The following is an 18,763-nucleotide window of genomic DNA, read 5'->3' on the forward strand; positions in this document are numbered from 1 at the left end:
ACATGTATGTGCTAAAGGTCACTGGCCCCACCGCCACCGGTGGTGGCGAGCGGCGTTTCCCGGCCGGGCCGAGCGGGGTCATGGGGGTACCTCCCGCCCGGGCGAAGCCGAGAGTGGGGGGCGTGCCGCTGCGAGGAGGCGGAGGCGTGGCCGGTCAGCCGCTGCCGCGGCGGGCGACGCGGTGCGGGCACCCCTCCGATGCCTGGGGAAATCCGGATGCGGCGGCCGGGCAGGCTGGCTACCGTCCGGGCGTGGCCCATACCTATCCCCCGCTGAACGTCGAAGTCCGCACGCCGCGTCTGACGCTGGCCGGCGCGTCCGACGAACTGCTGGAACGTCTTGTGCCGCTCGTGCGGGCCGGGGTCGCCGACGCCGAGCCGTGGCCGTTCGACGACCCGATCTCGTTCTACGCCGACAGCCCCGAACGCGAATGGCAATGGCTGCGCGCCATCTGGGCCGGCCGCGCCCGCGTGAGCCCGGACTCGTGGCGGCTGTACTTCGCCGTGCTCGTCGACGGCGAACCGGTCGGCATGCAGGACCTCATCGGCAGGAACTTCACGCGGTTCGGCACGGTGTCCAGCTTCTCGTGGCTGGCCCCCGGCAGCCGCGGACGGGGGCTCGGCAAAGAAATGCGGTCGGCGGTCCTGCAGCTGGCCTTCGCCGGGCTGGGCGCACGCGAAGCCGGCAGTGACGCCTTCATCGACAACGAAGCGTCCAACCGCGTCTCCCGTGGCCTGGGCTACGAACCGAACGGCACGGACTGGGACACCCGCCGCGGTGAGCCCGCGCGGATCCAGCAGTGGCGGCTCACTCGGGGCGCGTGGGAGCGGATCCGCCGGGACGACATCGAACTGACCGGCGTCGAGGAGTGCCTGCCCGTCCTGGGCATCGGCCAGTACGACGCCACCATCGGTGCCGAGGTGTCCGGTGGTGCAGGCACGTAGGTGATCGCGGACCGCATCGGCGTCGCAGGTCAGGCGGTGAAGCCGCCGTCGACATGGATCGAGGCTCCGGTGATGTACGCGCCGTCCGCACTTGCCAGGTGGGCGACGGTGGATGCGATCTCGGCCGGTTCCGCATAGCGGCCCACAGCCGTGAAGCCGGCGATCACCTCGGCGTTCGGCCCGTCGGCAGGGTTGGTATCCGTGTCGGTGGGGCCGGGATGCACCAGGTTGACGGTGACTCCACGCGGACCGAGTTCTCGGGCCAGGCCCTTCGTCATCCCGACCAGAGCCGTCTTGCTCATCGAGTACAGCGCCAGTCCGGGGAAGACCGCACGCTCGGCGACATTGCTGCCGATGCTGATGATGCGGCCGCCCTGGCCCATGTGACGCGCTGCCGCCCGGGACGCCGCGAACGGCGCCCGGACGTTCACCGCCAGGGTGCGATCGATCTCTGCCGGCCCCAGGTCCTCGAGTGGCCCGACGAGGAAGACCCCGGCGTTGTTGACCAGGATGTCAAGTCCGCCGAACATCGCGGCTGTCTCGTCCACCGCGGCGGTGAGTGCCTCGGGGATGGCGCTGTCGGCCTGGATGGCCAGTGCCCGGCGCCCTCCGGCCTTGATCTGCTCCACCACCCGGGTGGCGCGTTCCGCGCTGTTCTCATAGGTCAGGACGACGTCGGCGCCTTCTTCGGCCAGCCGTAACGCCACAGCGGCACCGATGCCCCGGCTGCCGCCCGTGATCAAGGCCGTGTTTCCTTCGAGTCGGTTCATGCCGTTGAGCATTGCCGTCGTCAGCGCCGCAGGCTGGCGGTAATCCGACCTTGCGTTCGGATCGTCGGTCGCGAACACCGCCTGGAACAGCTGCCGCTCGCATCGGACGCCCTCCGCCGGCGTTCTCACCCACCCGAAGCTTCCGTGAAATCCGAGGTCAAGGCCGTCCCGGAGCGGCAGTACGGGTTGGTGTCGATTACCCATGAGGCCGTCGCCTTCGGCAGGATGAGGGGCATGACCGAGATCCGTACACCCCGCCTTCTCCTCCGTCGCTGGCATGACGACGACCTCGCGCCCATGGCGGACATCGACGCGGACCCCCGGGTCATGCGCTGGATCGACGACGGCTCGGTACGCGACCTGGACCAGACCGCGGAAGCCATCGAGCAGTGGGAGGAGGAGTGGGACGAGGAAGGCTTCGGGCTCTTCGCCGTCGAGCTACTGGCTTCGGGTGAGCTCGCCGGCCTCACGGGTCTGTCCGTGCCCGAATTCCTGCCGGAGGTACTGCCCGCCGTGGCGATCAACTGGCGGCTCGGCTCACAGTTCTGGGGCCAGGGGTACGCATCCGAAGCCGCCCAGGCCACGCTCGAATTCGCGCTCCAGGACCGTGGCCTCGACCGCGTCATCAGCATCACCCGCGCCGGTGACGACGCCTCCGAGAACGTGATCCGCAAGCTCGGCATGGTGCCGGAGCGAGAGACGGCGCACCCGGTGTACGGCTATCCGCTGCGCGTTCACACCATCGATCTCACCGAGTTCCAGGCGTGAGCCGGCCGAGCCGTCGATCACCACGACCACCAGATCCTCACGAAGACACCGCTCGCTCTCCGTTCCGGTCGAGGGCGGCGTACCTGCTCCGGTAGTAGAGCAGCGGGTTGCCGTGCGGCGAGGCGGCGAGATCGTGGACCGCGGCCACGACGACGGTGTGATCACCCCCGGCGTTCTCGGCGGCGACGGCGCAGTCGAGCCAGGCGAGCGCACCGCTGAGACGCGGTGCGCCCAGGTGGGTGGTGTCCCATTCGACGTCTGCGAATTTGTCGGTGCCCGAACGAGCCATCTGCCCGCTGAGCCGCTCGTGCTCCTCCGCGAGGATGTTGACGCAGAAGTACCCGATCTCCCGCATTTTCGGCCAGGTCGTCGAGTTCCTGGAAGGGCTGATCAGGATGAGCGGTGGGTCGAGGGACAGCGAAGCGAAGGACTGGCAGGAGAAGCCCAGCGGCCCATCGGGTCCCAGCGCCGTGATGACGGTCACTCCGGTGCAGAAGGTGCCGAGGACGGAACGGAAGGCAGCGGGGCCGACGGCCCGCGCCGAGTCGGCGCGCTCATCGGTCGGCCGCTTCGCGCACGGCGGGCATGACGGTCGTCGCGAACGCGTCCAGGTTGGCCTTGGCCTCTTCAGGAGTCAGGTCGCCGAACGCGAGTGTCGCCTCCAAGTAGTTGACCGAAGCCCGCCGAACCTGCTCCACGAGCAGATCGCGGACCGTCGCTGCCGAGTACGGGCGTTGACCTCCGTCTCTTTGGTACAGGCGGCGTTCGCCGCCCTCGCCGTGAGCGTCGCCGTGATCGGGACCCGGATCGCCTGGTTCTACTCGGTCCCCTATCTCGTCAGGCTCGTGGACCGGCGTCCCCGGCAGCGCGAGCGTCGGATCACCGGACGCCAGCGGCTGCCGCTGGCGTGGGCGGGGATGCGTGGCGCCATCTCGCTGGCCGCCGCGCTGACCGTGCCCGCCACGACCGCCGGGGGACATGTCGTCGGGCAGCGTGACGCCGTGGTGTTCCTCACGACCGTCGTCATCGTCGTCACCCTCACGGTCCTCGGTCCCACGCTGCCGGCCATGGTCCGCCGGGCCCGCTTCCCCGAGGACACGGACAAGACCGCCGAACTCACCCTCGTCCGCTGCCGCATGAGCAGTGCCGCACTGCACGCCCTGCCGGAGCTGGCGCAGCGGTTCGGGGTCCCCGAGCGGGACACCCGGCGCATGGTCCAGGACATCGAGGACCGTACGGCCCCCGCTCCCGGCACCGCGCGGCGCCAGGAGAGCGTACGGCGCCTCGAACTCGCCCTGCTCCAGGTCAAGCGGAACACCCTCACGGACCTGCGCGACGCCGGCCGCATCGACGACATCGTCCTGCGGACCGTCCAGCGCATGCTCGACGTGGAGGAGGTCCGGCTGACAGGCAGGGCGAATCCCACGGCCGCATCACCGGCCTCCCCGGACGAGCCCCTGCACCCATGAAGGACCCCTCCGCGGCCGGGTCTGAAGTGCGCCCCGGCGCCGACCGGTTCCGTCCTCACCCGGCGGCGGTGAGCGCTCCGAGGGCACTGGCCTGGGTCCGCCAGTCGGTCTGGTTCGGGCTGGTCCCGGCCCAGCGCTCACCGAGGGCGTTGAGGGAGGTCCGGTCCTGTGCCCACAGGGTGTCCGCCTGCTTCTGCACATAACTCCGGTACACGCTGGAGCCGGTGACGGTCGCCAGGTCGGCGAAGTTGCGCATGAAGATGCCCTTGAACTGCTTCTGGTTGTCGTCGCAGGATGCCGAGCCGACGTCGCAGGACTCGGTGAGCACTCCGCCGACCGTCAGCGCCGGACGGCCGACCGCGGCGTCGGCCAGGGTCCGCGCGGTGGTCAGCAGCGAGCTGTCCCCGGTGGACTTCCACAGTTCGGTGAAGCCGCCGATGGCCAGCCCCTGGTTGTAACTCCACACGGTGGAGCCGTTGTTGGTGCACGACGAGGTCAGGCCGTCGTTCACCAGACCCGACGAGTCGATCATCCCGCTGGCCCGGTACCAGGCGGCGGACGTCTTCGCCCGCTGGAGCCACACGGTGTCGCCCGGGATGCGCTGGTGCAGTGCGGTGGTCAGCCACAGGTACTGGCCGTTCGTCACCGCGTTCTTGTAGGTCCGTTCACGGTCCCACCACACGCCACCGCCGCAGGTGCCGGTGTCCCAGTATTGCTGGACGTAGTCGGCGATGGTGACGGCCTCGTCGAGATACCGGGAGTCGTGGGTGTAGTCGTACGCGTCGATCCAGGCGATGGCCCACCAGCCCGAGTCGTCGATGGACCGGCTGATGAAGTCGCCCTCGATCGCGTCCGAGCTGCGCACCCCGGCGGCGAAGACACCCTTGTTCTGGTCGAAGGTGCGCGCGACGACCCAGTCGTAGTCGTGCGTGCCGGTGGTCTTCGCGAAGTCGATGAGGGAGGTGAGCGTGGCCGCCGAGTTCCACCAACTGCTCGGCCACCAGCCGTTGTAGGGGTCGTAGGACGTCATCAGCGCGTCCGCCGCCGCGCGCGCCCGGGTCGGCGCGGGCCTGACCCAGGCGGTGCAGCTGCCCTCGTTGTGGCTCGCCTCCCGCCCGCAGGCGCGGACCGCGCCGCCGTAGAGGAGGCCGCGCGGGTCACGGGTCGCGTACATCGCGGTACGGGTGCCGGTGGCACCGGACGGGGTGGCGGTTCGGCCGAGGGAGGAACCGTCCGGCCAGGTCGAGCCGCCGTCCCAGGAGCGGTCGAGCCAGATCTCGTCACCGGAGCCACCGGTGTCGATGCTCGCCCAGGCCATCGAGTTCCGCTGGTCGAGGTGGAGCCGGATCGTGCGGCCGTAGAGGGTGGTGGACGGTACCGGCTGGTCGTCGCCGGCCGCCTGGCCCGCGCTCGTGCCGTCGCAGAGGGTGTCGCAGACGGTGGGATAGACCCAGTTCGTGCAGCCCACGCCTGCCGCGTCACCGCAGGCCCGGACCAGCCCTCGGCGGTGGTTGCGGGGGTCGGTGATGTTGTACATCAGGGTCCTGGTGCCGGTCCAGGTGCCCGGGACGCTCGCCTTGCCGAGCAGTCCCTCCCAGGTGGCGCCGCCGTCCCAGGAGCGGTCCAGCCACACCGAGTCCCCGGTCACGCCGTCGTCGATGCTGGCCCACGCCATGTCGTCCGCGTCGGACACGTGCAGTTCCAGGCGACGACCGTTGAGGTCCTTGTCCGGTACCGGGAAGGTCTCCTGGCGGGCCTGCGAGGGGTCGAGCGTGTCGCAGGCCAGTACGCAGACCTGGGTCGCGGCGGACGCGGGTGTCGCGGCCGGGACCAGGGCGGCGAACGCGAGCGCGGCCGCCGGCAGGAAGCCGAGCAGGCGTGATCTGACAACGATGTCTGAGCTGTGTGAGGACACCGGGACTCGCCTCGATTTCACGATGGGGGACGACGGTCGACGCGCGTGACGGGGGCCGGTGGCTCTTGTCGAGCCGGGCCGGATTCGAGCACTGGTCCATACCTGTCTGCGAGGCAGTGAACCGGCTTGGCGGGGCCCTGTCAATGCCGCAAGGGAGCTCTGTTCCACGGGAGTCGAGGTGTGGCCGCAACGGGTTGACACCCCGTTTCCCGGCGCCCATCATCGGTGGAACTTCGGCGATGCTCCTCGTACATCCAGCTGCCACAACAGGCAACAGGCCTCGTGCGGCACGAATTTGAATCGTTTCATAAATCGCGCCACCCTGGCACCCGCACCCCCCACCCAGGAGGTTTCCATGCGCCGTCGCTCCCCGCTGAGCAGACCGCCGGGCCGGCATCATCTGCTCGGCCTCGCCGTCGTCGCGGCCACCACGCTCGCCGCGGGCCCCGCCCCGGCCGCCGGCACCGCCGCACCGGCATCCGCCGCGGTGACCCCGAGGGGCGCCCGGGCGGCGGCGGTCGACCCGCTGAACTACTCGCCGACCTCACGCACCCTCGAGCCGACCGCCGTCTACCGGACGTCCGGCAGCGTCGCGAACCCGCAGAACGTAATGAGCGGACAGCCGACCCGGATCTCCGGCTCCCAGTCGGCCATCACGCTCGACTTCGGCAAAGAGGTCGGCGGTGTGACAACGTTGTCCTTCGGGAGTGCGAGCGACAGCGGTCAACGGGTCGGCCTGGCCTTCAGCGAATCGTCCCTGTACGCCGGCAACAACAGCGACCGCAGCAGCGGCCGCGACGGCGAGGACGGGGCCCTCTACGCCACGGCCTCCGCCAACGGCACCTACACGCTGCCCACCGCTCAACTCCGCGGCGGATTCCGCTACTTGACCGTCTTCCTCGACACCTCGGGCTGGGTCGACCTCAAGGGCGTCAGCCTCGGCTTCACGGCGGCACCCGGGAAGTCCGACCCGGCCGACTACCCCAACTACTTCCACTCCGGCGACGACCTGCTCAACCGCATCTGGTACGCCGGGGCCTACACGGTGCAGCTCAACACGATCGCCTCGCACCAGGGCCGCGCCTGGCCCCCGCCGTCCTCCGCGTGGGACAACAGCGCGACCGTCGGGGTCGGTGACTCCGTCCTGGTCGACGGCGCCAAGCGCGACCGCACGGTGTGGCCCGGCGACATGGGCATCGCCGTACCCACGCAGTACGCGTACTCGGGCGACCTCACCTCGACCCGCAACGCGCTGACGACGATGTACGACGCACAGTCGGCGGAGGGCGAAATCCCCTGGTCGGGGCCGCCGTTCAACCTCACCGGCTCGGACACGTACCACACCTGGACGCTGCTGGGCACGTCGACGTACTACACGTACACCGCCGACCGGGCGTGGCTGGACTCGGAGTGGGCCAACTACAAGCGCGGGATGGCCTTCATCACCAACAAGATCGACGGCAACAGCCTGCTCAACGTGACCCGTACCCAGGACTGGGCCCGGGTCGGCCAGGGCGGTGAGAACATCTCCGCCAACGCGCTGCTGTACGCGGCGCTCAAGGGTGGCGCGACCCTGGCCACGGCCGAGGGCGACACAGCGCTCGCCGCGAGCTGGACCGGCAAGGCGGACGCGATCAAGGCCGCGGCCAACTCCCGTCTGTGGGACGCCTCCAAGGGCCTGTACAAGGACAACCCCACCAGCGGCCTGTACCCGCAGGACGGCAACTCCCTCGCTGTCTGGTACGGGTTGACCGATTCCGCGGCCAAGGCGAAGAGCGTCGTCGCGGGGCTCGGGAAGAACTGGGGCGCGTACGGACCCACCACCCCCGAATGGGGCGGCAACGTCTCGCCCTTCGCGGGCGGCATGGAACTCAACGCCCGCTTCACGGCGAACGACGACTACACCGCCCTGGACCAGATCCGCCGCACCTGGGGTCACATGCTCGACAGCGGCATCGGCACGAAGAGCACCTTCTGGGAGGGCGTCAAGGCCGACGGCGGGCTCGCCTACGGCGGTTCGTTCATGAGCCTGGCCCACGGCTGGTCCACCGCGCCCACCTCCACGCTCACCTTCGACGTGCTGGGCACCGCACCCGAGTCGGCGGCCGGCGCCTACCGCTTCGTCCCGCACCCCGGCGACCTGACCAGCGCCGAGGGCCGCATCACCCTGCCCCAGGGCGCCGTCAGCGCATCCTGGACCCGCGACCCCGCCGCCGGCACCTACACGGCGCACCTGACCAGCCCGTCCGGCACCAGTGGCCGTATCGGCGTCCCGAAGTTCGGCGGCGGCGACGTCTCGGTGTCCGTGAACGGCAGCGTCGTCTGGCGCGGCGGATCCTTCACGCCCGCCTCCGGCATCACCGGCGCGAGCCAGGACGACACGTACGTCTACCTCACCGGCGTCGCCCCGGGGAGCTACACCGTGACCGCCACCGGCCTCGGCAACCCGGCCGCATCGGCCGACCCGGCCACCACCGGTGCACTGCGCGCGGGCTACACCCGGTGCGCGGGCGAGGGCGGCAGCTGCTCCTTCAGCGGCACCCGTTCGGTGGCCTACGGCGCCGGGACCTACACGTACCAGACGGTGACCGGAAGCACCGCCTGCACCAGCGACTCCTTCGGCGGCGACCCGGCGCCGAACCTCGTGAAGTCCTGCTACGTCGCCGACGCGGGCGGCCCGCCGGGCTACACCGCCTGCGCGGCCGAGGGCGGCACCTGCGCCGTGCCCGGCTACAACCGTGACGTCGTCTACGGCGCGAACGGCAACTTCGTGCACCAGGTCACCAACGGCTCCGTCACCTGCTCCAACGCCCACTTCGGCGATCCCGTCGACGGTGTCGCCAAGTCCTGCTACCTGCCGTCCGCCGGAGCACCGGCGGGCGGCTGGACCAAGTGCGCGGACCAGAACGGCACCTGCCCGGCCGCCGCCGGACAGCCGGTGACGTACGGCGCGTTCGGAGCGTTCACCACGCTCAGGGCCACCGGCGACACCCCGTGCACCGACGCGACGTTCGGCGACCCGATCCCCGGCGAGTCGAAAGCGTGCTACACCGCCACCGGCGGCCCGGCCGGGTACGCCACGAACTGCTCGGACGAAACCGGGACATGCGCCTTCGGCGGGCAGCGGACCGTGGCCTACGGCGCGCGGGGCACCTTCGTCTACCGGACGTTCACCGGCGGGACCGGTTGCACGACGGCGGCGTTCGGCGGCACCGACCCGCTGCCGGGCGTCCGGAAGGGCTGCTACCTCACCCCCTGAGCAGCACGGCACCTCCGGCAGCCCGCCCGGGCGCGGTGCGCGGGCTGCCGGATTCACTCGGGGTGCGCCACCGTCTCCTTCTGCAGCTGCACCGCCGCGAGCAGGCTCAGTTTCGGCTCCGCCTGCCGCAGCGCCTTCACCGCGGCGACGGAGGTGATGTCCCCGGTGAAGCCGACGGCGGCCAGCCGGGAGCGGACCCAGCGGGCGCGCAGCCCGATCTCGGTGGCGGAGGCGGTGGCCGCCACGAGTGCGGCTGCGCGTTCCAGGCCCGGGCGTTCCTCCGGCGAGGCTTCCGCCAGTGCCTGGCGCAGGGCCGCCGCGACCACGTCCGCGTCCCGGATGGCCAGCACGAAGGTGTTCTTCTTGCTCAGTCCCGTGATTCCTGTCATGAGGCTCAGCCTGACGGCCATGTTCGCCGCACACCAAGCGACTTGAGGAGCCTCAGAGGTGCCATCGCGGCCCACGGTTCGCCGGGCCCGCCGTAGCGGTGGAAGAACGGCCGATCTGGCCGGCCAGGGCGCGGGTGAGGCCGGAACACTCCTCCGGCAGCCGCGCTCCCGGATCGAGATCGCCGACGTGCACGGGGTCGAAGCCGGCGTCGCCGATGAGCCGGGCGGTGACGTCCTTGACCTAGACGGCCTGGGCGGTGGGCAGGATGGTGATCTCGGTGAGGTTGACGTGGCGGGGGACGGCGGCCATGAAGGCGACGGTCTCGGCGACGTCGGCGCTCTGCAGGACGTCGAAGTCGTGGATGAGGTCGGCCATCAGCTTGGAGGCGTCGGGGTCGGTGACGTGGTCGGGCAGCTCGGTGTCGACCATGCCGGGCTCGATGGTGGCCACACGGACCATCTTGGGGCCGAGCTCGACGCGCAGCAGCCGGGTGAGGTGGCTGATGTACGCCTTGGTGCCGGAGTGGCTCCTGCCTACAGGAGGTACTGCCACTTGGTCATGCGGTCCTTCAGGTCGATGGTCGGTCCGTCGAGTGTCAAGAACGCCTACCGGTTCGTCGAGGGTCACCGGACGTCGACGGAAGGACATGTTCACTGCGAATGGGACGGCCCGTGCCGGGGCGCGTGGCGTCTGCCCGGCGGGCAGCAGGGGCGGCGTGAGATCGAAGGCCTGTCCTTCCAGGACGACGAAGAGCTCGTGACGGGCATACCGCTCTACGCGGGCCGGGACTGGGCCGTGGCCGACCGCTCCGACCTGCTGGTTCGTGCGGCCCAGGAAGTCGGCGGCGCTGTGATCGGCGCGGCTCTGGTGCTCTCGGTCGCCTGGATCAGGTCCAGAGATCTCTGACCGTGCGGGTGACTCGCCGGCACCGAAATCCGCAGTGTGGCCGTCGCCTCCGGGGAGAGCCTTTGCGCGGGCCGTCGTCCGGATGATGGGGTGGCCGGGTGACCGACCACGATGAGGCGGGGGCCGTCCGACCGTTGACCCTGGCTTGGGTGAGCCGGCAGCTGAAGGCCGGCGAACGGATCGTCAGAACCCAGGCGCTGCACGGCGGCATCACCGCCGAAATGCGGCGGCTGACCATCGGCACACGGCACGGAGACACCCGCGACCTGGTACTGCGGACCTTCGTCGACCCGTCCTTCGTGGAGCACGCCGAGGACCTGCTGAACCGGGAGACCGGTGCCCTCACCCTCCTCGCGGGGACCCGCGTGCCGGCTCCAGGACCGGTCGCGGCCGATCCCACCGCCGCGCAATGCGAGTATCCGTCGCTCCTGATGACACATCTGGCGGGCCGGACGGTCCTTGACGACCAGGGACTGGAGACGCGCCTCCCCCTGCTGGCCCGTCAGCTCGTGGCCCTTCACGCACTGCGACCTGCCGAGCGTCCCCGGACGTACCAGGCATGGACGACCGCCGACGCCGTCGCCCCTCCCAGCGGCGCCGACGCGACCGCGTGGGCCGCGGCGGCCGACGCGATCCGCAAGCCTGCGCCGCCCTACGAGGGACGGTTCCTGCACCGGGACTTCCACCCCGGCAACGTGCTGTTCGACGCAACGTCCGCGAGCCCGGCGGGTCCCCGGATCACCGGGGTCGTCGACTGGGTGCAGACCTCCTGGGGCCCGGCGGACCTCGATGTGGCGCACTGCTCCACCAATCTCGCGCTGCTGCACGGCCCGACATGGGGTCTGCGGTTCGCCGAGGCGTACGAGGAGGCCGGTGGGGTGCTGGCCGCGACCGCGAACGAGCGGTTGTACTGGCGGCTGCTGGACGCTCTGGCGTTCGCGGGGATGTGGCGTGGGTGGCCCGGCCGTGGCGGGAGGCGGGTAGGGCGGAACTGACGACGCGGGCCGTGGAGAAGCGGCTGGATGCCTACGTCACCGCCCTGATGGACGCGCTGGGCTGAGCCCGGACAGCCGAGAGCTTCGAGACGAAGCTCACCACAACGCGGCGTTTCTGTACCGGTGTTCACCTTCGTGTCTCTCTGCTCCCCTGTCCCGGCAACCAGTTGCCGGTTGAGTCGTTGAGATCCCGGGGCTCCGGGAGTGACTGCCGGGCGGCCGGCACCCGATCAGGCGCTGTGTGCTGTTTGCGACACGTGTGGGGATACAAGGGGCTGCCGTTCAAGGGGAGGTAGTGTGTTCGAGGCTCGAACGGTCCTCCGTGAGAACCGCGGTGGCAACCGCGATGGGCAAGTCACCTGTCCGAGCCGCCCCGCACGCGACCTCTGAAGATGGAGCCGATGAACGTGTCGACCGGCGGCAGACGGCTGCGCAGCCGTGCCGCCATAGCAGCCCTCGTCTGTGCGATCACGCTGTTACCCGGCCCGAGTTACGCGGCCCCGGGTACACCCGATCCACGGAACGACCAGTCGATCGAGGACATCCACAACGAGCTGAACGGCCTCTACCGCCAGGCGGAGGTGGCCACGGAGGCGTACGACACCGCGAACGTGAAGGCGGCCGCGCAGGAGAAACGGCTGACGTCGCTCCGCAAGGACCTGGCCCGCACCCAGAGCCGGCTGGACGATCTGCACGCCCTCGTGGGTGTGGCCGCCCGGACGCAGTACCGCGGGGGCAATCTCGACGCCACGGGCATCCAGTTGCTGCTCGGCGACCACCCCGACCAGGCCCTCGACGAGGCTTCCCAGGCCCGCCAGGCCATGCGGAACCTGGTCAACGTCTCCGAGACGCAGCAGAGCGCCCACGCGGAGCTGGACCGGCAGACCGACGCCGCCGCCGAGAAATTGCGGGAGCTGAGGAGCAGCCGCGCGGACAAGGCCGAGGCCAAGGGGAAGATCGAGAAGAAGATCGCCGAGGCCGAGCAGATCGAGGCGGGACTCAAGAAGGAACAGACCCGCAAGCTCGCCCAGTTGGAGAAGGAGGAGGCGCAGGAGGCCAAGTCCAAGTGGACGGGACCCGATTCCGGCGGCACCTCGACCGGTACCGGCTCGGGCAGCGGTGGGTCGAAGGCGAGCGGAGCGGCCGCGAGGGCCGTCGACTTCGCGATGGCGCAGATCGGCAAACCGTACGTGTGGGGTGCCGTGGGCCCCTCGTCGTACGACTGCTCGGGACTCACCTCCACGGCCTGGGCGGCGGCCGGGCACCCCATACCCCGTACCTCGCAGGCACAGTGGCAGGGGCTGACCCGGGTCGGCCTGGCCTCCGTGCAGCCGGGGGACCTGATCATCTACTACGACGCCACGCACGTGGGCATGTACATAGGGGACGGGCAGATCGTGCACGCCCCGCGTCCCGGACGCACGGTCACGATCGCGCCGGCCGCCTCCATGCCCATCCTCGGTGTCGTCCGACCCGGAGTCTGAACGGATGACCTACTCGCTGACCCCCCGTGACGGGGGAAACCTGCCCGCGCTCAGCGCACCGCCGCTGATCCGGCTCGACGCCTATGTGGCCGAGGACGGGTCGACGGTGGTCAACGGCCATCTGCTGGAGATGGGCGGCACCCGGCCACCCAACGAGGCGATACTCGACGCCATCGCCATGTTCGCCCGCACCCTGCGGGCACCGGTGGCGGCCACCGTCATCGACCGGACCGTGCAGCAGGTGGCACGGCTGCGTGTGTACCCCGACGGCTCCAGCCGGACCATCGCCGACGAGGAGGACCTGCCGCCCGGGCGTGAACGTACGGCCGCGGAGGAGGAGTCGTTCCCGCCGCTCGCCCGTGTCGAGCGGATCATCCAGCACGCGCAGCGCGAGGAGCTGCACGCCGCGTTCGTCCTCGCCAGCGCGCTGCGGGAGCACCTCACGCTGCGCAGGGGCGCGGAGGACGAACTCTCTCTGGAGGCACGGGCGATCGAGGCGTACCTCGCGTACCAGCGCGGCGACTACATGCTCTCCACCGTCCTCGCGCTGACCGTCGCGCGCATCCGCTGCCGCACCGATCTGAACCGGGCGGCGCCCGAGGTGGCCCGCGCCACCGCGGCATGGCAGCGGCTGATCGACGAGGGCCAGGTGGCCACCCGGGGGCAGGAGTTGCTGCACATGTGGGAGCACCTGTCGACGGAGGGCCTGTTGCTGGAACCGTCCCATCAGGCCATGGCCCAGGCCGTCCGGAGCCGGCTCGGCCGGGGCGGCCGGTCCGTACCGGCATCGGCCACGGTTCCGGCCGTGACCGCGGGCCAGGGGCCGGTCGCTCCCGAGGACAAGCCACTCAAGCCCACGCGGCGGGGGCTCAGCCGCTTCACCCGGTGGCCCGGCCGGTCCACCGAGCCATCGCCGTAGGCCGGCCGGGGCGCGCCGCCGAGGAACGGGTCAGCCCTGGGCGGTGCGGGAGACGTGCTGCCAGTCGGCCCAGGTCTGCAGGCGCTCGGCGTACAGGGGCGCGAGGATCTCGATGGGCTCGGTGCCGAACAGCACCCGCAGCGGCGGGTTCTCGGCGTCGACGATCTGCAGCAGGGCGGTGCCGGCGTCGGCCGGGTCGGCGTACCGGGCGTCGCCGAACCGGGCCGCGATGGCCGCACGGACCTCGTCGTAGGCGGGGTTCGGCTCGGCCCACACGCCCGAGGAGCCGCCCCAGTCGGTGGAGAAGCCGCCCGGCTCGACCACGGTTACCTTGATCCCCGCGCCCGCGACCTCCTGCGCGAGGGCCTCGCTGAAGCCCTCCAGCGCCCACTTGGACGCGTGGTACCCGCCGAGCGAGGGGAACGCGGCGACACCGCCGACGGAGGAGATCTGCACGATGTGACCGCTGCCCTGGGCCCGCATGACCGGCAGGGCGGCCTGGGTGACCCAGAAGGCACCGAAGAGGTTCGTCTCCATCTGGTCGCGCAGCTGCTGCTCGCTGATCTCCTCGACCATGCCGAACAGGCCGTAGCCGGCGTTGTTGACCACCACGTCCAGGCGGCCGAACTTCTCGTGCGCGGCGGCCACCGCGGCGGTCACGGCCGCCCTGTCGGTGACGTCCAGCGCGACGGGCAGCACCGCGTCCTCGCCGTACTTGGCGACGAGGCCGTCCAGCGAGGCGACGTTCCTGGCGGTCGCGGCGACCCTGTCCCCGCGTTCCAGGGCGGACTCGGCGAACGCGCGGCCCAGACCGCGGGACGTACCGGTGATGAACCAGACCTTGCTCATGGTGTTCTCCTTCGGGACCGGCCCCGGGACAGACCTCCCGGGGCCGACTGCACTGTAGCCCAGAACTTAGACGAGTCCAAAAATAGAAGAGTCCAGAGTCCGGGACGTACGATGCCCCTGGGAGAAAGAGGTGCGATGAACCTGCGGGAGCGCAAAAAGCTCGCGACCTGGCATGCCATCCGGTCGGCCGCGCTGCGGCTGTTCGACGAGCAGGGCTACGAGGCAACCACCGTCGAGCAGATCGCGGCCGCGGCGAACGTCTCGCGTGCCACCTTCTTCAACTACTTCGCGGGCAAGGAGGCCGTCGTCTTCGACCAGGCCCCCGACGAACGGCACGCCTGGCAGGACCTGATGGCCGACCGCCCCGCGGACGAGCCGCTCTGGGACTCGCTGACCGCGATCCTCACCGGCTTCCTGGAGAACCTGCGGGACCGCATGCCCATGCAGCGCCGCCTCAAGGCGCAGTCCCCCGCCCTCGCCCAGTCCGGCCAGAACTTCGGCGAACGGTTCTTCACCGAACTCCGCCAGTGGGTGGCCGCCCGCGCCGCCCACGGCGACGAACTGACCGCCACCCTGCAGGTCAACCTCGCCCTCGCCGCCGCCGAGACCGCCTACCAGACCTGGCCCGACGACCAGCCCTTCGACGACTTCCTGGAACGCCTCGACCAGTGCCTCCGCCAGGCACGCCCCGGCACGGCCACCGACTGACCCCGGCCGGGCGAGCCCATGACGAACGACCCGGCGAGCCGGGAAGCGCGGTACGCGGTCCCTGCCGAAGCCCCGCGGAGGCAGGACGGGGCTCGGCGACGCCGCCCGAGTCGGCTCAGAGCGTGAGCAGCTCCTCGTAGAAGCCGCCGAACTCCCGCTGCCGGTCGATGAGATGGATCTCCAGGATCCAGTGGCAGGTACGGCCCGCCTTGTCGGTACGGCGCAGGGGCGTGTCGTTGGCGGGTGCGATGTACGACTCGGTGTCCGCGCCGTCGATCTTCTCGTGCGGGAACTCGCCGACCAGGTGACCGGCGTGCCAGCCGCCCAGTTCCCAGCCGGCCTCGGTGGCCAGCCGCTCCACCTCGGCGTACAGCCGCTTCCCGGTGATGTCCGGATCGGCCTCGAAGAACCGCTTGCCGGCGGCGAAGACCTTCGCCAGGTCGTCGCGCAGCCGTCGCTTGACCGGGTCGTCGCCGAGTACGAAGGTCCGCCCGAAGTCGGCCTCGTACTCCTCGAAGATCGGCCCGAAGTCGGCGAACACGATGTCGTCCGCTCCGATCAGGCGGTCCGGCGGGTTCTCCCGGTACGGCTTGAGGGTGTTCGGGCCCGAGCGCACGATCCGCTTGTGCCAGTGCCGGGTCGTACCGAAGAGTTCGTTCGCCAGGTCACGGACGCGGTCGCTGACCGCCCGCTCTCCTTCGCCCGGCGCCACCAGCCCCCGCTTCTCCATCTCGGCGAAGAGCCGCTCGGCCTTGACCTGGGCGTCCAGCAGCCGGGCCGCCCGTGTGGGTTCGTCATGAGCCATAGCAGCGAAGGTAAGTTTCGCTGCACTCGCGAGTCAATCAGATTGAACTTCGCCTGCCCTGTGCGCGGCCGGCTCGGTCGAGGACTCCGTTTCGGCGCCTTCCCGGATTTGCCAGGGCCGGGCGGGCAGGCGGGTGGCGGATGAGACAGGGGGCGCAACGGGCGTTGCCGAAGCGGGCTAGTTTATGGACTCACGACCGACGCAAAACCCGCCAATTCACCCCCATCCCCCACTCCCGTCCCCTTTTCTGTTTCTGTGAGGCGCCTAGTCATGAGCCTGAGCATCCGCAACCAGATCCCCGGTACCGTCACCGCCGTCACCCCCGGCGAGGTGATGGCGACCGTGAAGGTACGCCTGGACGGCGGCCAGGACCTCACCGCCGCGATCACCCTGGAGGCGGTCAAGGACCTGGGGCTCGCCGAGGGGTCGGCCGTCCGGGCCATGATGAAGGCCACCGAGGTCGCCCTCGCCACCGGCCCGGTGACGGGGCTGTCCATCCGTAACCGGCTGCCCGGCACGGTCAGCGATGTCGCCGTGGGCGGGGCGATGGCCACGGTCAAGGTCACCGTCGACGGGGGCGAGCTCACCTCGGCGATCACCAAGGACGCGGTCGCCGACCTCGGCCTGACGGCCGGATCGCCGGTCGTGGCCCTGATCAAGTCGACCGAGGTGTCCCTCGCGACCACGTGACCCCGGCCGAGGCTCGTCGGGCGGTGACCCGGCCTTGGCTCGTCGTAGGCGACGCCGGTGGCCGGCGCGGTGTGCAGGGCCGGGACGTCGACGTCCGGTTCATGGCCGAGGAAGCCCTGCTCGGTGAGGGGCCGGGCGAGTACACCCCTACGGCCTGTCCGGCCGCCGTATCGCCGTGTCCGCCGGCTCGTGCATGATCGCGAACCTCCTCGCTGGCCGGTCTCGCACTACGGTCCGGTCCCCCGCTTCCGCCCCGAGCGCTGGAACCTGCGGGTCTTCGGCGCCACCGCCTCGGGCGAGACCCACGAGTGGCACTTCGACGACCTGGCCACACTCCCCCATGTCACGGTCGTCGCCGATCTGCACTGCGCGAGCGGCCCCACCTCCACCGGCCACGAGTGGTACGGCATCCCCGCCGCCACCGTCCTGGACCGGGTCCCGCCCGCCCCCGGGGTCAGCCACGTCATGGCCTGGGCGGAGTACGGCTTCTCCGCCAACCTGCGCCTGAGCGACTTCACCTCGCCGCACGCCCTCATGGCCACCCACCACAACGGCGAACCCCTCACCGCCGAACACGGCTTCCCGCTCCGCCTGGTCGTCCCCCACCTGTACGGCTACAAGAGCCCCAAGTGGCTGCGTGGCATCGAGTACATGACCGCCGACCGGCGTGGTTTCTGGGAGGAGCGGGGCTACCACAACATCGCCGACGCCTGGAAGCAGCAGCGCTACTCCTACCAGGAGGCGGAAGCCGACGGACCGACACCCGCGGCTCCCTAGCCCCACCCGCGCGCCCGGCCAACTCCGCCTGCTGGAGGAGCCGTTGCCCACTGCCAGGCACGGCCGCCCACGACACGCCCGGCGTGCCGTACAGCCGGACCGGCGGCCTGGCGGCACGCGACACCGTCAACGTCGGCCACCGGCTCCTGGTGGCGGACGTCTGAGCCGCTTCGGCGAGGAAGGAGTCCGGTTCATGTCGCGCGGGCGCGGTTCGCCGTCAGTCGCAGGGTCTCCGTGACCGCGTGCGGGATGTCGTCGACGGGGAACAGCGTGTGCCGTACGGTGCGTTCGGCGTCGACGACCAGGATCAGGCGCTTGTGGCGCAGCCGGCCCGCGCCGCGGAAGGTCGGCAGCCGCAGGGCCGCCGCCAGTTCGTGGGCGGCGTCGGAGAGCAGGGGGTACGGGATCTCCTCGACGCGGGCGAACTCCTGTTGCTCGTGGACGAGTTGGGTGCTGATCCCACGTACCTCCACGCCCGCCTTCCGGAAGTCGGGCCAGGCGTCCCGGAAGAGCCGGTTCTCCAGCGTGCAGCCGACGGCACCCGGGATCGGCGGCTCGCCCCATTCGACTCCGGTGCCGGGGTAGGTGAACAGCACGGTCGCCGGGGCGTCCGGGGAGACCAGGGGCACCTCGGCGCCCTGGGTGGCGGGCAGTTCGAGGCCGTCGGACAGGCGGGTGCCGACCAACGCGTGGACACGGGCGTGTTCCGCGCCGTCCTCGGCCGCCGTCGCGGTGAGGCTGCCGTCGCCCAGCACCCAGCGGTCGCCCCAGTCCTGCATCGCGACGAGCAGCGGCAGCAGCCCGGCACCGGCGTCGGTGAGCAGGTACTCGTAACGTACCGGCCGCCGTTGGTAGAGGCTGCGGTGCAGGACACCGTGGGCGACGAGCCTGCCCAGCCGCTCGGTGAGCACCTTGCGGGACAGGCCGATCTCGGCGGCCAGTGCGTCGAAGCGGACATGGCCGCGGGCGACCTCGCGCAGCACCAGAACGTTCCACCAGTCCCCCAGGACCATGGCGGCCTGGGCGGTCCCGCAGGTCTCGTCAGCGTTGTGCATCCTCATGCGCCCATAGTAAGTTCCCTTTCGGGACTCACTTTGTTTCATGATGGAACTTAC

18 protein-coding genes and 2 pseudogenes are annotated in these 18,763 nt (G+C 70.7%); 11 read left to right on the top strand and 9 right to left on the bottom strand.

Going from position 1 to position 18,763, the window contains the following annotated elements:
• Window positions 1-146 precede the first annotated feature (146 nt).
• Complete coding sequence (locus ACWGJB_RS18505) at window positions 147-944, top strand: GNAT family N-acetyltransferase (RefSeq protein ID WP_453381203.1); 798 nt, start codon at window positions 147-149, stop codon at window positions 942-944.
• Between the two features lie 29 nt (window positions 945-973).
• Here the strand turns inward: ACWGJB_RS18505 and ACWGJB_RS18510 are convergent, their stop codons facing one another.
• On the bottom strand, window positions 974-1,714 hold the full coding sequence (locus ACWGJB_RS18510; protein WP_453381358.1) for an SDR family NAD(P)-dependent oxidoreductase: 741 nt from the start codon (window positions 1,712-1,714) through the stop codon (window positions 974-976).
• A 234-nt stretch (window positions 1,715-1,948) separates the two neighbouring features.
• On the opposite strand from ACWGJB_RS18510, the gene ACWGJB_RS18515 reads away from it, so the two are divergent.
• A complete protein-coding gene (locus tag ACWGJB_RS18515) occupies window positions 1,949-2,482 on the top strand; it encodes a GNAT family N-acetyltransferase (protein ID WP_453381204.1) in 534 nt (177 codons plus the stop codon).
• Window positions 2,483-2,519: 37 nt separating this feature from the next.
• Here the strand turns inward: ACWGJB_RS18515 and ACWGJB_RS18520 are convergent.
• Together ACWGJB_RS18520 and ACWGJB_RS18525 are read right to left on the bottom strand one after the other, a co-directional pair.
• Window positions 2,520-2,972: pseudogene (locus ACWGJB_RS18520) on the bottom strand (flavin reductase family protein); the annotation flags it as partial.
• A gap of 64 nt (window positions 2,973-3,036) precedes the next feature.
• Window positions 3,037-3,180, bottom strand: a complete 144-nt coding sequence (locus ACWGJB_RS18525) for a hypothetical protein (RefSeq protein WP_453381205.1) — start codon at window positions 3,178-3,180, stop codon at window positions 3,037-3,039.
• A gap of 36 nt (window positions 3,181-3,216) precedes the next feature.
• Here ACWGJB_RS18525 and ACWGJB_RS18530 point away from each other — a divergent pair, with 36 nt between their 5' ends.
• Window positions 3,217-3,951, top strand: a complete 735-nt coding sequence (locus tag ACWGJB_RS18530) for a cation:proton antiporter domain-containing protein (RefSeq protein WP_453381206.1) — start codon at window positions 3,217-3,219, stop codon at window positions 3,949-3,951.
• 55 nt (window positions 3,952-4,006) lie between these two features.
• On the opposite strand, the gene ACWGJB_RS18535 is transcribed toward ACWGJB_RS18530, so the two are convergent.
• Window positions 4,007-5,866: a glycoside hydrolase family 76 protein gene (locus ACWGJB_RS18535; protein ID WP_453381207.1), complete on the bottom strand. Its 1,860-nt coding sequence runs from the start codon at window positions 5,864-5,866 to the stop codon at window positions 4,007-4,009.
• 355 nt (window positions 5,867-6,221) lie between these two features.
• On the opposite strand from ACWGJB_RS18535, the gene ACWGJB_RS18540 reads away from it, so the two are divergent.
• Entirely contained in the window at window positions 6,222-9,125 is a 2,904-nt protein-coding gene (locus tag ACWGJB_RS18540) for an alpha-L-rhamnosidase-related protein (RefSeq protein WP_453381208.1), read from the top strand.
• 53 nt (window positions 9,126-9,178) lie between these two features.
• On the opposite strand, the gene ACWGJB_RS18545 is transcribed toward ACWGJB_RS18540, so the two are convergent.
• Both ACWGJB_RS18545 and ACWGJB_RS18550 read right to left on the bottom strand, forming a co-directional pair.
• Window positions 9,179-9,514, bottom strand: a complete 336-nt coding sequence (locus ACWGJB_RS18545; protein WP_453381209.1) for a hypothetical protein — start codon at window positions 9,512-9,514, stop codon at window positions 9,179-9,181.
• Between the two features lie 241 nt (window positions 9,515-9,755).
• On the bottom strand, window positions 9,756-10,067 hold the full coding sequence (locus ACWGJB_RS18550) for an SDR family oxidoreductase (protein ID WP_453381210.1): 312 nt from the start codon (window positions 10,065-10,067) through the stop codon (window positions 9,756-9,758).
• Window positions 10,068-10,073: 6 nt separating this feature from the next.
• On the opposite strand from ACWGJB_RS18550, the gene ACWGJB_RS18555 reads away from it, so the two are divergent.
• From ACWGJB_RS18555 to ACWGJB_RS18570, 4 genes and pseudogenes are all read left to right on the top strand, one after another.
• Window positions 10,074-10,421 carry a hypothetical protein gene (locus ACWGJB_RS18555; RefSeq protein WP_453381211.1) on the top strand — a complete coding sequence of 116 codons (348 nt, stop codon included), beginning with the start codon at window positions 10,074-10,076 and terminating at the stop codon, window positions 10,419-10,421.
• 98 nt (window positions 10,422-10,519) lie between these two features.
• Window positions 10,520-11,481 (top strand): annotated as a pseudogene (locus tag ACWGJB_RS18560) (phosphotransferase family protein).
• A 336-nt stretch (window positions 11,482-11,817) separates the two neighbouring features.
• On the top strand, window positions 11,818-12,900 hold the full coding sequence (locus ACWGJB_RS18565; protein ID WP_453381212.1) for an NlpC/P60 family protein: 1,083 nt from the start codon (window positions 11,818-11,820) through the stop codon (window positions 12,898-12,900).
• A gap of 4 nt (window positions 12,901-12,904) precedes the next feature.
• Window positions 12,905-13,819 carry a hypothetical protein gene (locus ACWGJB_RS18570; RefSeq protein ID WP_453381213.1) on the top strand — a complete coding sequence of 305 codons (915 nt, stop codon included), beginning with the start codon at window positions 12,905-12,907 and terminating at the stop codon, window positions 13,817-13,819.
• A 30-nt stretch (window positions 13,820-13,849) separates the two neighbouring features.
• On the opposite strand, the gene ACWGJB_RS18575 is transcribed toward ACWGJB_RS18570, so the two are convergent.
• Window positions 13,850-14,668, bottom strand: coding sequence for an SDR family NAD(P)-dependent oxidoreductase (locus ACWGJB_RS18575; RefSeq protein ID WP_453381214.1), 819 nt, complete (start codon window positions 14,666-14,668; stop codon window positions 13,850-13,852).
• A 135-nt stretch (window positions 14,669-14,803) separates the two neighbouring features.
• Between ACWGJB_RS18575 and ACWGJB_RS18580 the strand changes: the two genes are divergently transcribed.
• Window positions 14,804-15,376, top strand: coding sequence for a TetR/AcrR family transcriptional regulator (locus ACWGJB_RS18580; RefSeq protein ID WP_453381215.1), 573 nt, complete (start codon window positions 14,804-14,806; stop codon window positions 15,374-15,376).
• Between the two features lie 115 nt (window positions 15,377-15,491).
• Here ACWGJB_RS18580 and ACWGJB_RS18585 read toward each other — a convergent pair whose 3' ends face one another.
• On the bottom strand, window positions 15,492-16,181 hold the full coding sequence (locus ACWGJB_RS18585) for a M24 family metallopeptidase (RefSeq protein ID WP_453381216.1): 690 nt from the start codon (window positions 16,179-16,181) through the stop codon (window positions 15,492-15,494).
• Window positions 16,182-16,451: 270 nt separating this feature from the next.
• On the opposite strand from ACWGJB_RS18585, the gene ACWGJB_RS18590 reads away from it, so the two are divergent.
• Both ACWGJB_RS18590 and ACWGJB_RS18595 read left to right on the top strand, forming a co-directional pair.
• On the top strand, window positions 16,452-16,871 hold the full coding sequence (locus tag ACWGJB_RS18590) for a TOBE domain-containing protein (protein ID WP_453381217.1): 420 nt from the start codon (window positions 16,452-16,454) through the stop codon (window positions 16,869-16,871).
• A gap of 189 nt (window positions 16,872-17,060) precedes the next feature.
• The gene (locus ACWGJB_RS18595) at window positions 17,061-17,648 is read left to right on the top strand and encodes a molybdopterin-dependent oxidoreductase (RefSeq protein WP_453381218.1); all 588 of its coding nucleotides are present in this window, start codon (window positions 17,061-17,063) and stop codon (window positions 17,646-17,648) included.
• Between the two features lie 191 nt (window positions 17,649-17,839).
• On the opposite strand, the gene ACWGJB_RS18600 is transcribed toward ACWGJB_RS18595, so the two are convergent.
• On the bottom strand, window positions 17,840-18,709 hold the full coding sequence (locus ACWGJB_RS18600) for a winged helix-turn-helix transcriptional regulator (RefSeq protein WP_453381219.1): 870 nt from the start codon (window positions 18,707-18,709) through the stop codon (window positions 17,840-17,842).
• Window positions 18,710-18,763: the final 54 nt, after the last annotated feature.

This window comes from Streptomyces sp. NPDC054813 (assembly GCF_053611365.1).

Bases quoted from the DNA above. Each gene is read 5' to 3' on its own strand.
- ACWGJB_RS18540 (WP_453381208.1), top strand. From the start codon at position 6,222: ATGCGCCGTCGCTCCCCGCTGAGCAGACCGCCGGGCCGGCATCATCTG.
- ACWGJB_RS18600 (WP_453381219.1), bottom strand. From the start codon at position 18,709: ATGAGGATGCACAACGCTGACGAGACCTGCGGGACCGCCCAGGCCGCC.
- ACWGJB_RS18580 (WP_453381215.1), top strand. From the start codon at position 14,804: ATGAACCTGCGGGAGCGCAAAAAGCTCGCGACCTGGCATGCCATCCGG.
- ACWGJB_RS18590 (WP_453381217.1), top strand. From the start codon at position 16,452: ATGAGCCTGAGCATCCGCAACCAGATCCCCGGTACCGTCACCGCCGTC.
- ACWGJB_RS18545 (WP_453381209.1), bottom strand. From the start codon at position 9,514: ATGACAGGAATCACGGGACTGAGCAAGAAGAACACCTTCGTGCTGGCC.
- ACWGJB_RS18565 (WP_453381212.1), top strand. From the start codon at position 11,818: ATGAACGTGTCGACCGGCGGCAGACGGCTGCGCAGCCGTGCCGCCATA.
- ACWGJB_RS18510 (WP_453381358.1), bottom strand. From the start codon at position 1,714: ATGAACCGACTCGAAGGAAACACGGCCTTGATCACGGGCGGCAGCCGG.
- ACWGJB_RS18575 (WP_453381214.1), bottom strand. From the start codon at position 14,668: ATGAGCAAGGTCTGGTTCATCACCGGTACGTCCCGCGGTCTGGGCCGC.
- ACWGJB_RS18515 (WP_453381204.1), top strand. From the start codon at position 1,949: ATGACCGAGATCCGTACACCCCGCCTTCTCCTCCGTCGCTGGCATGAC.
- ACWGJB_RS18570 (WP_453381213.1), top strand. From the start codon at position 12,905: ATGACCTACTCGCTGACCCCCCGTGACGGGGGAAACCTGCCCGCGCTC.
- ACWGJB_RS18585 (WP_453381216.1), bottom strand. From the start codon at position 16,181: ATGGCTCATGACGAACCCACACGGGCGGCCCGGCTGCTGGACGCCCAG.
- ACWGJB_RS18555 (WP_453381211.1), top strand. From the start codon at position 10,074: ATGCGGTCCTTCAGGTCGATGGTCGGTCCGTCGAGTGTCAAGAACGCC.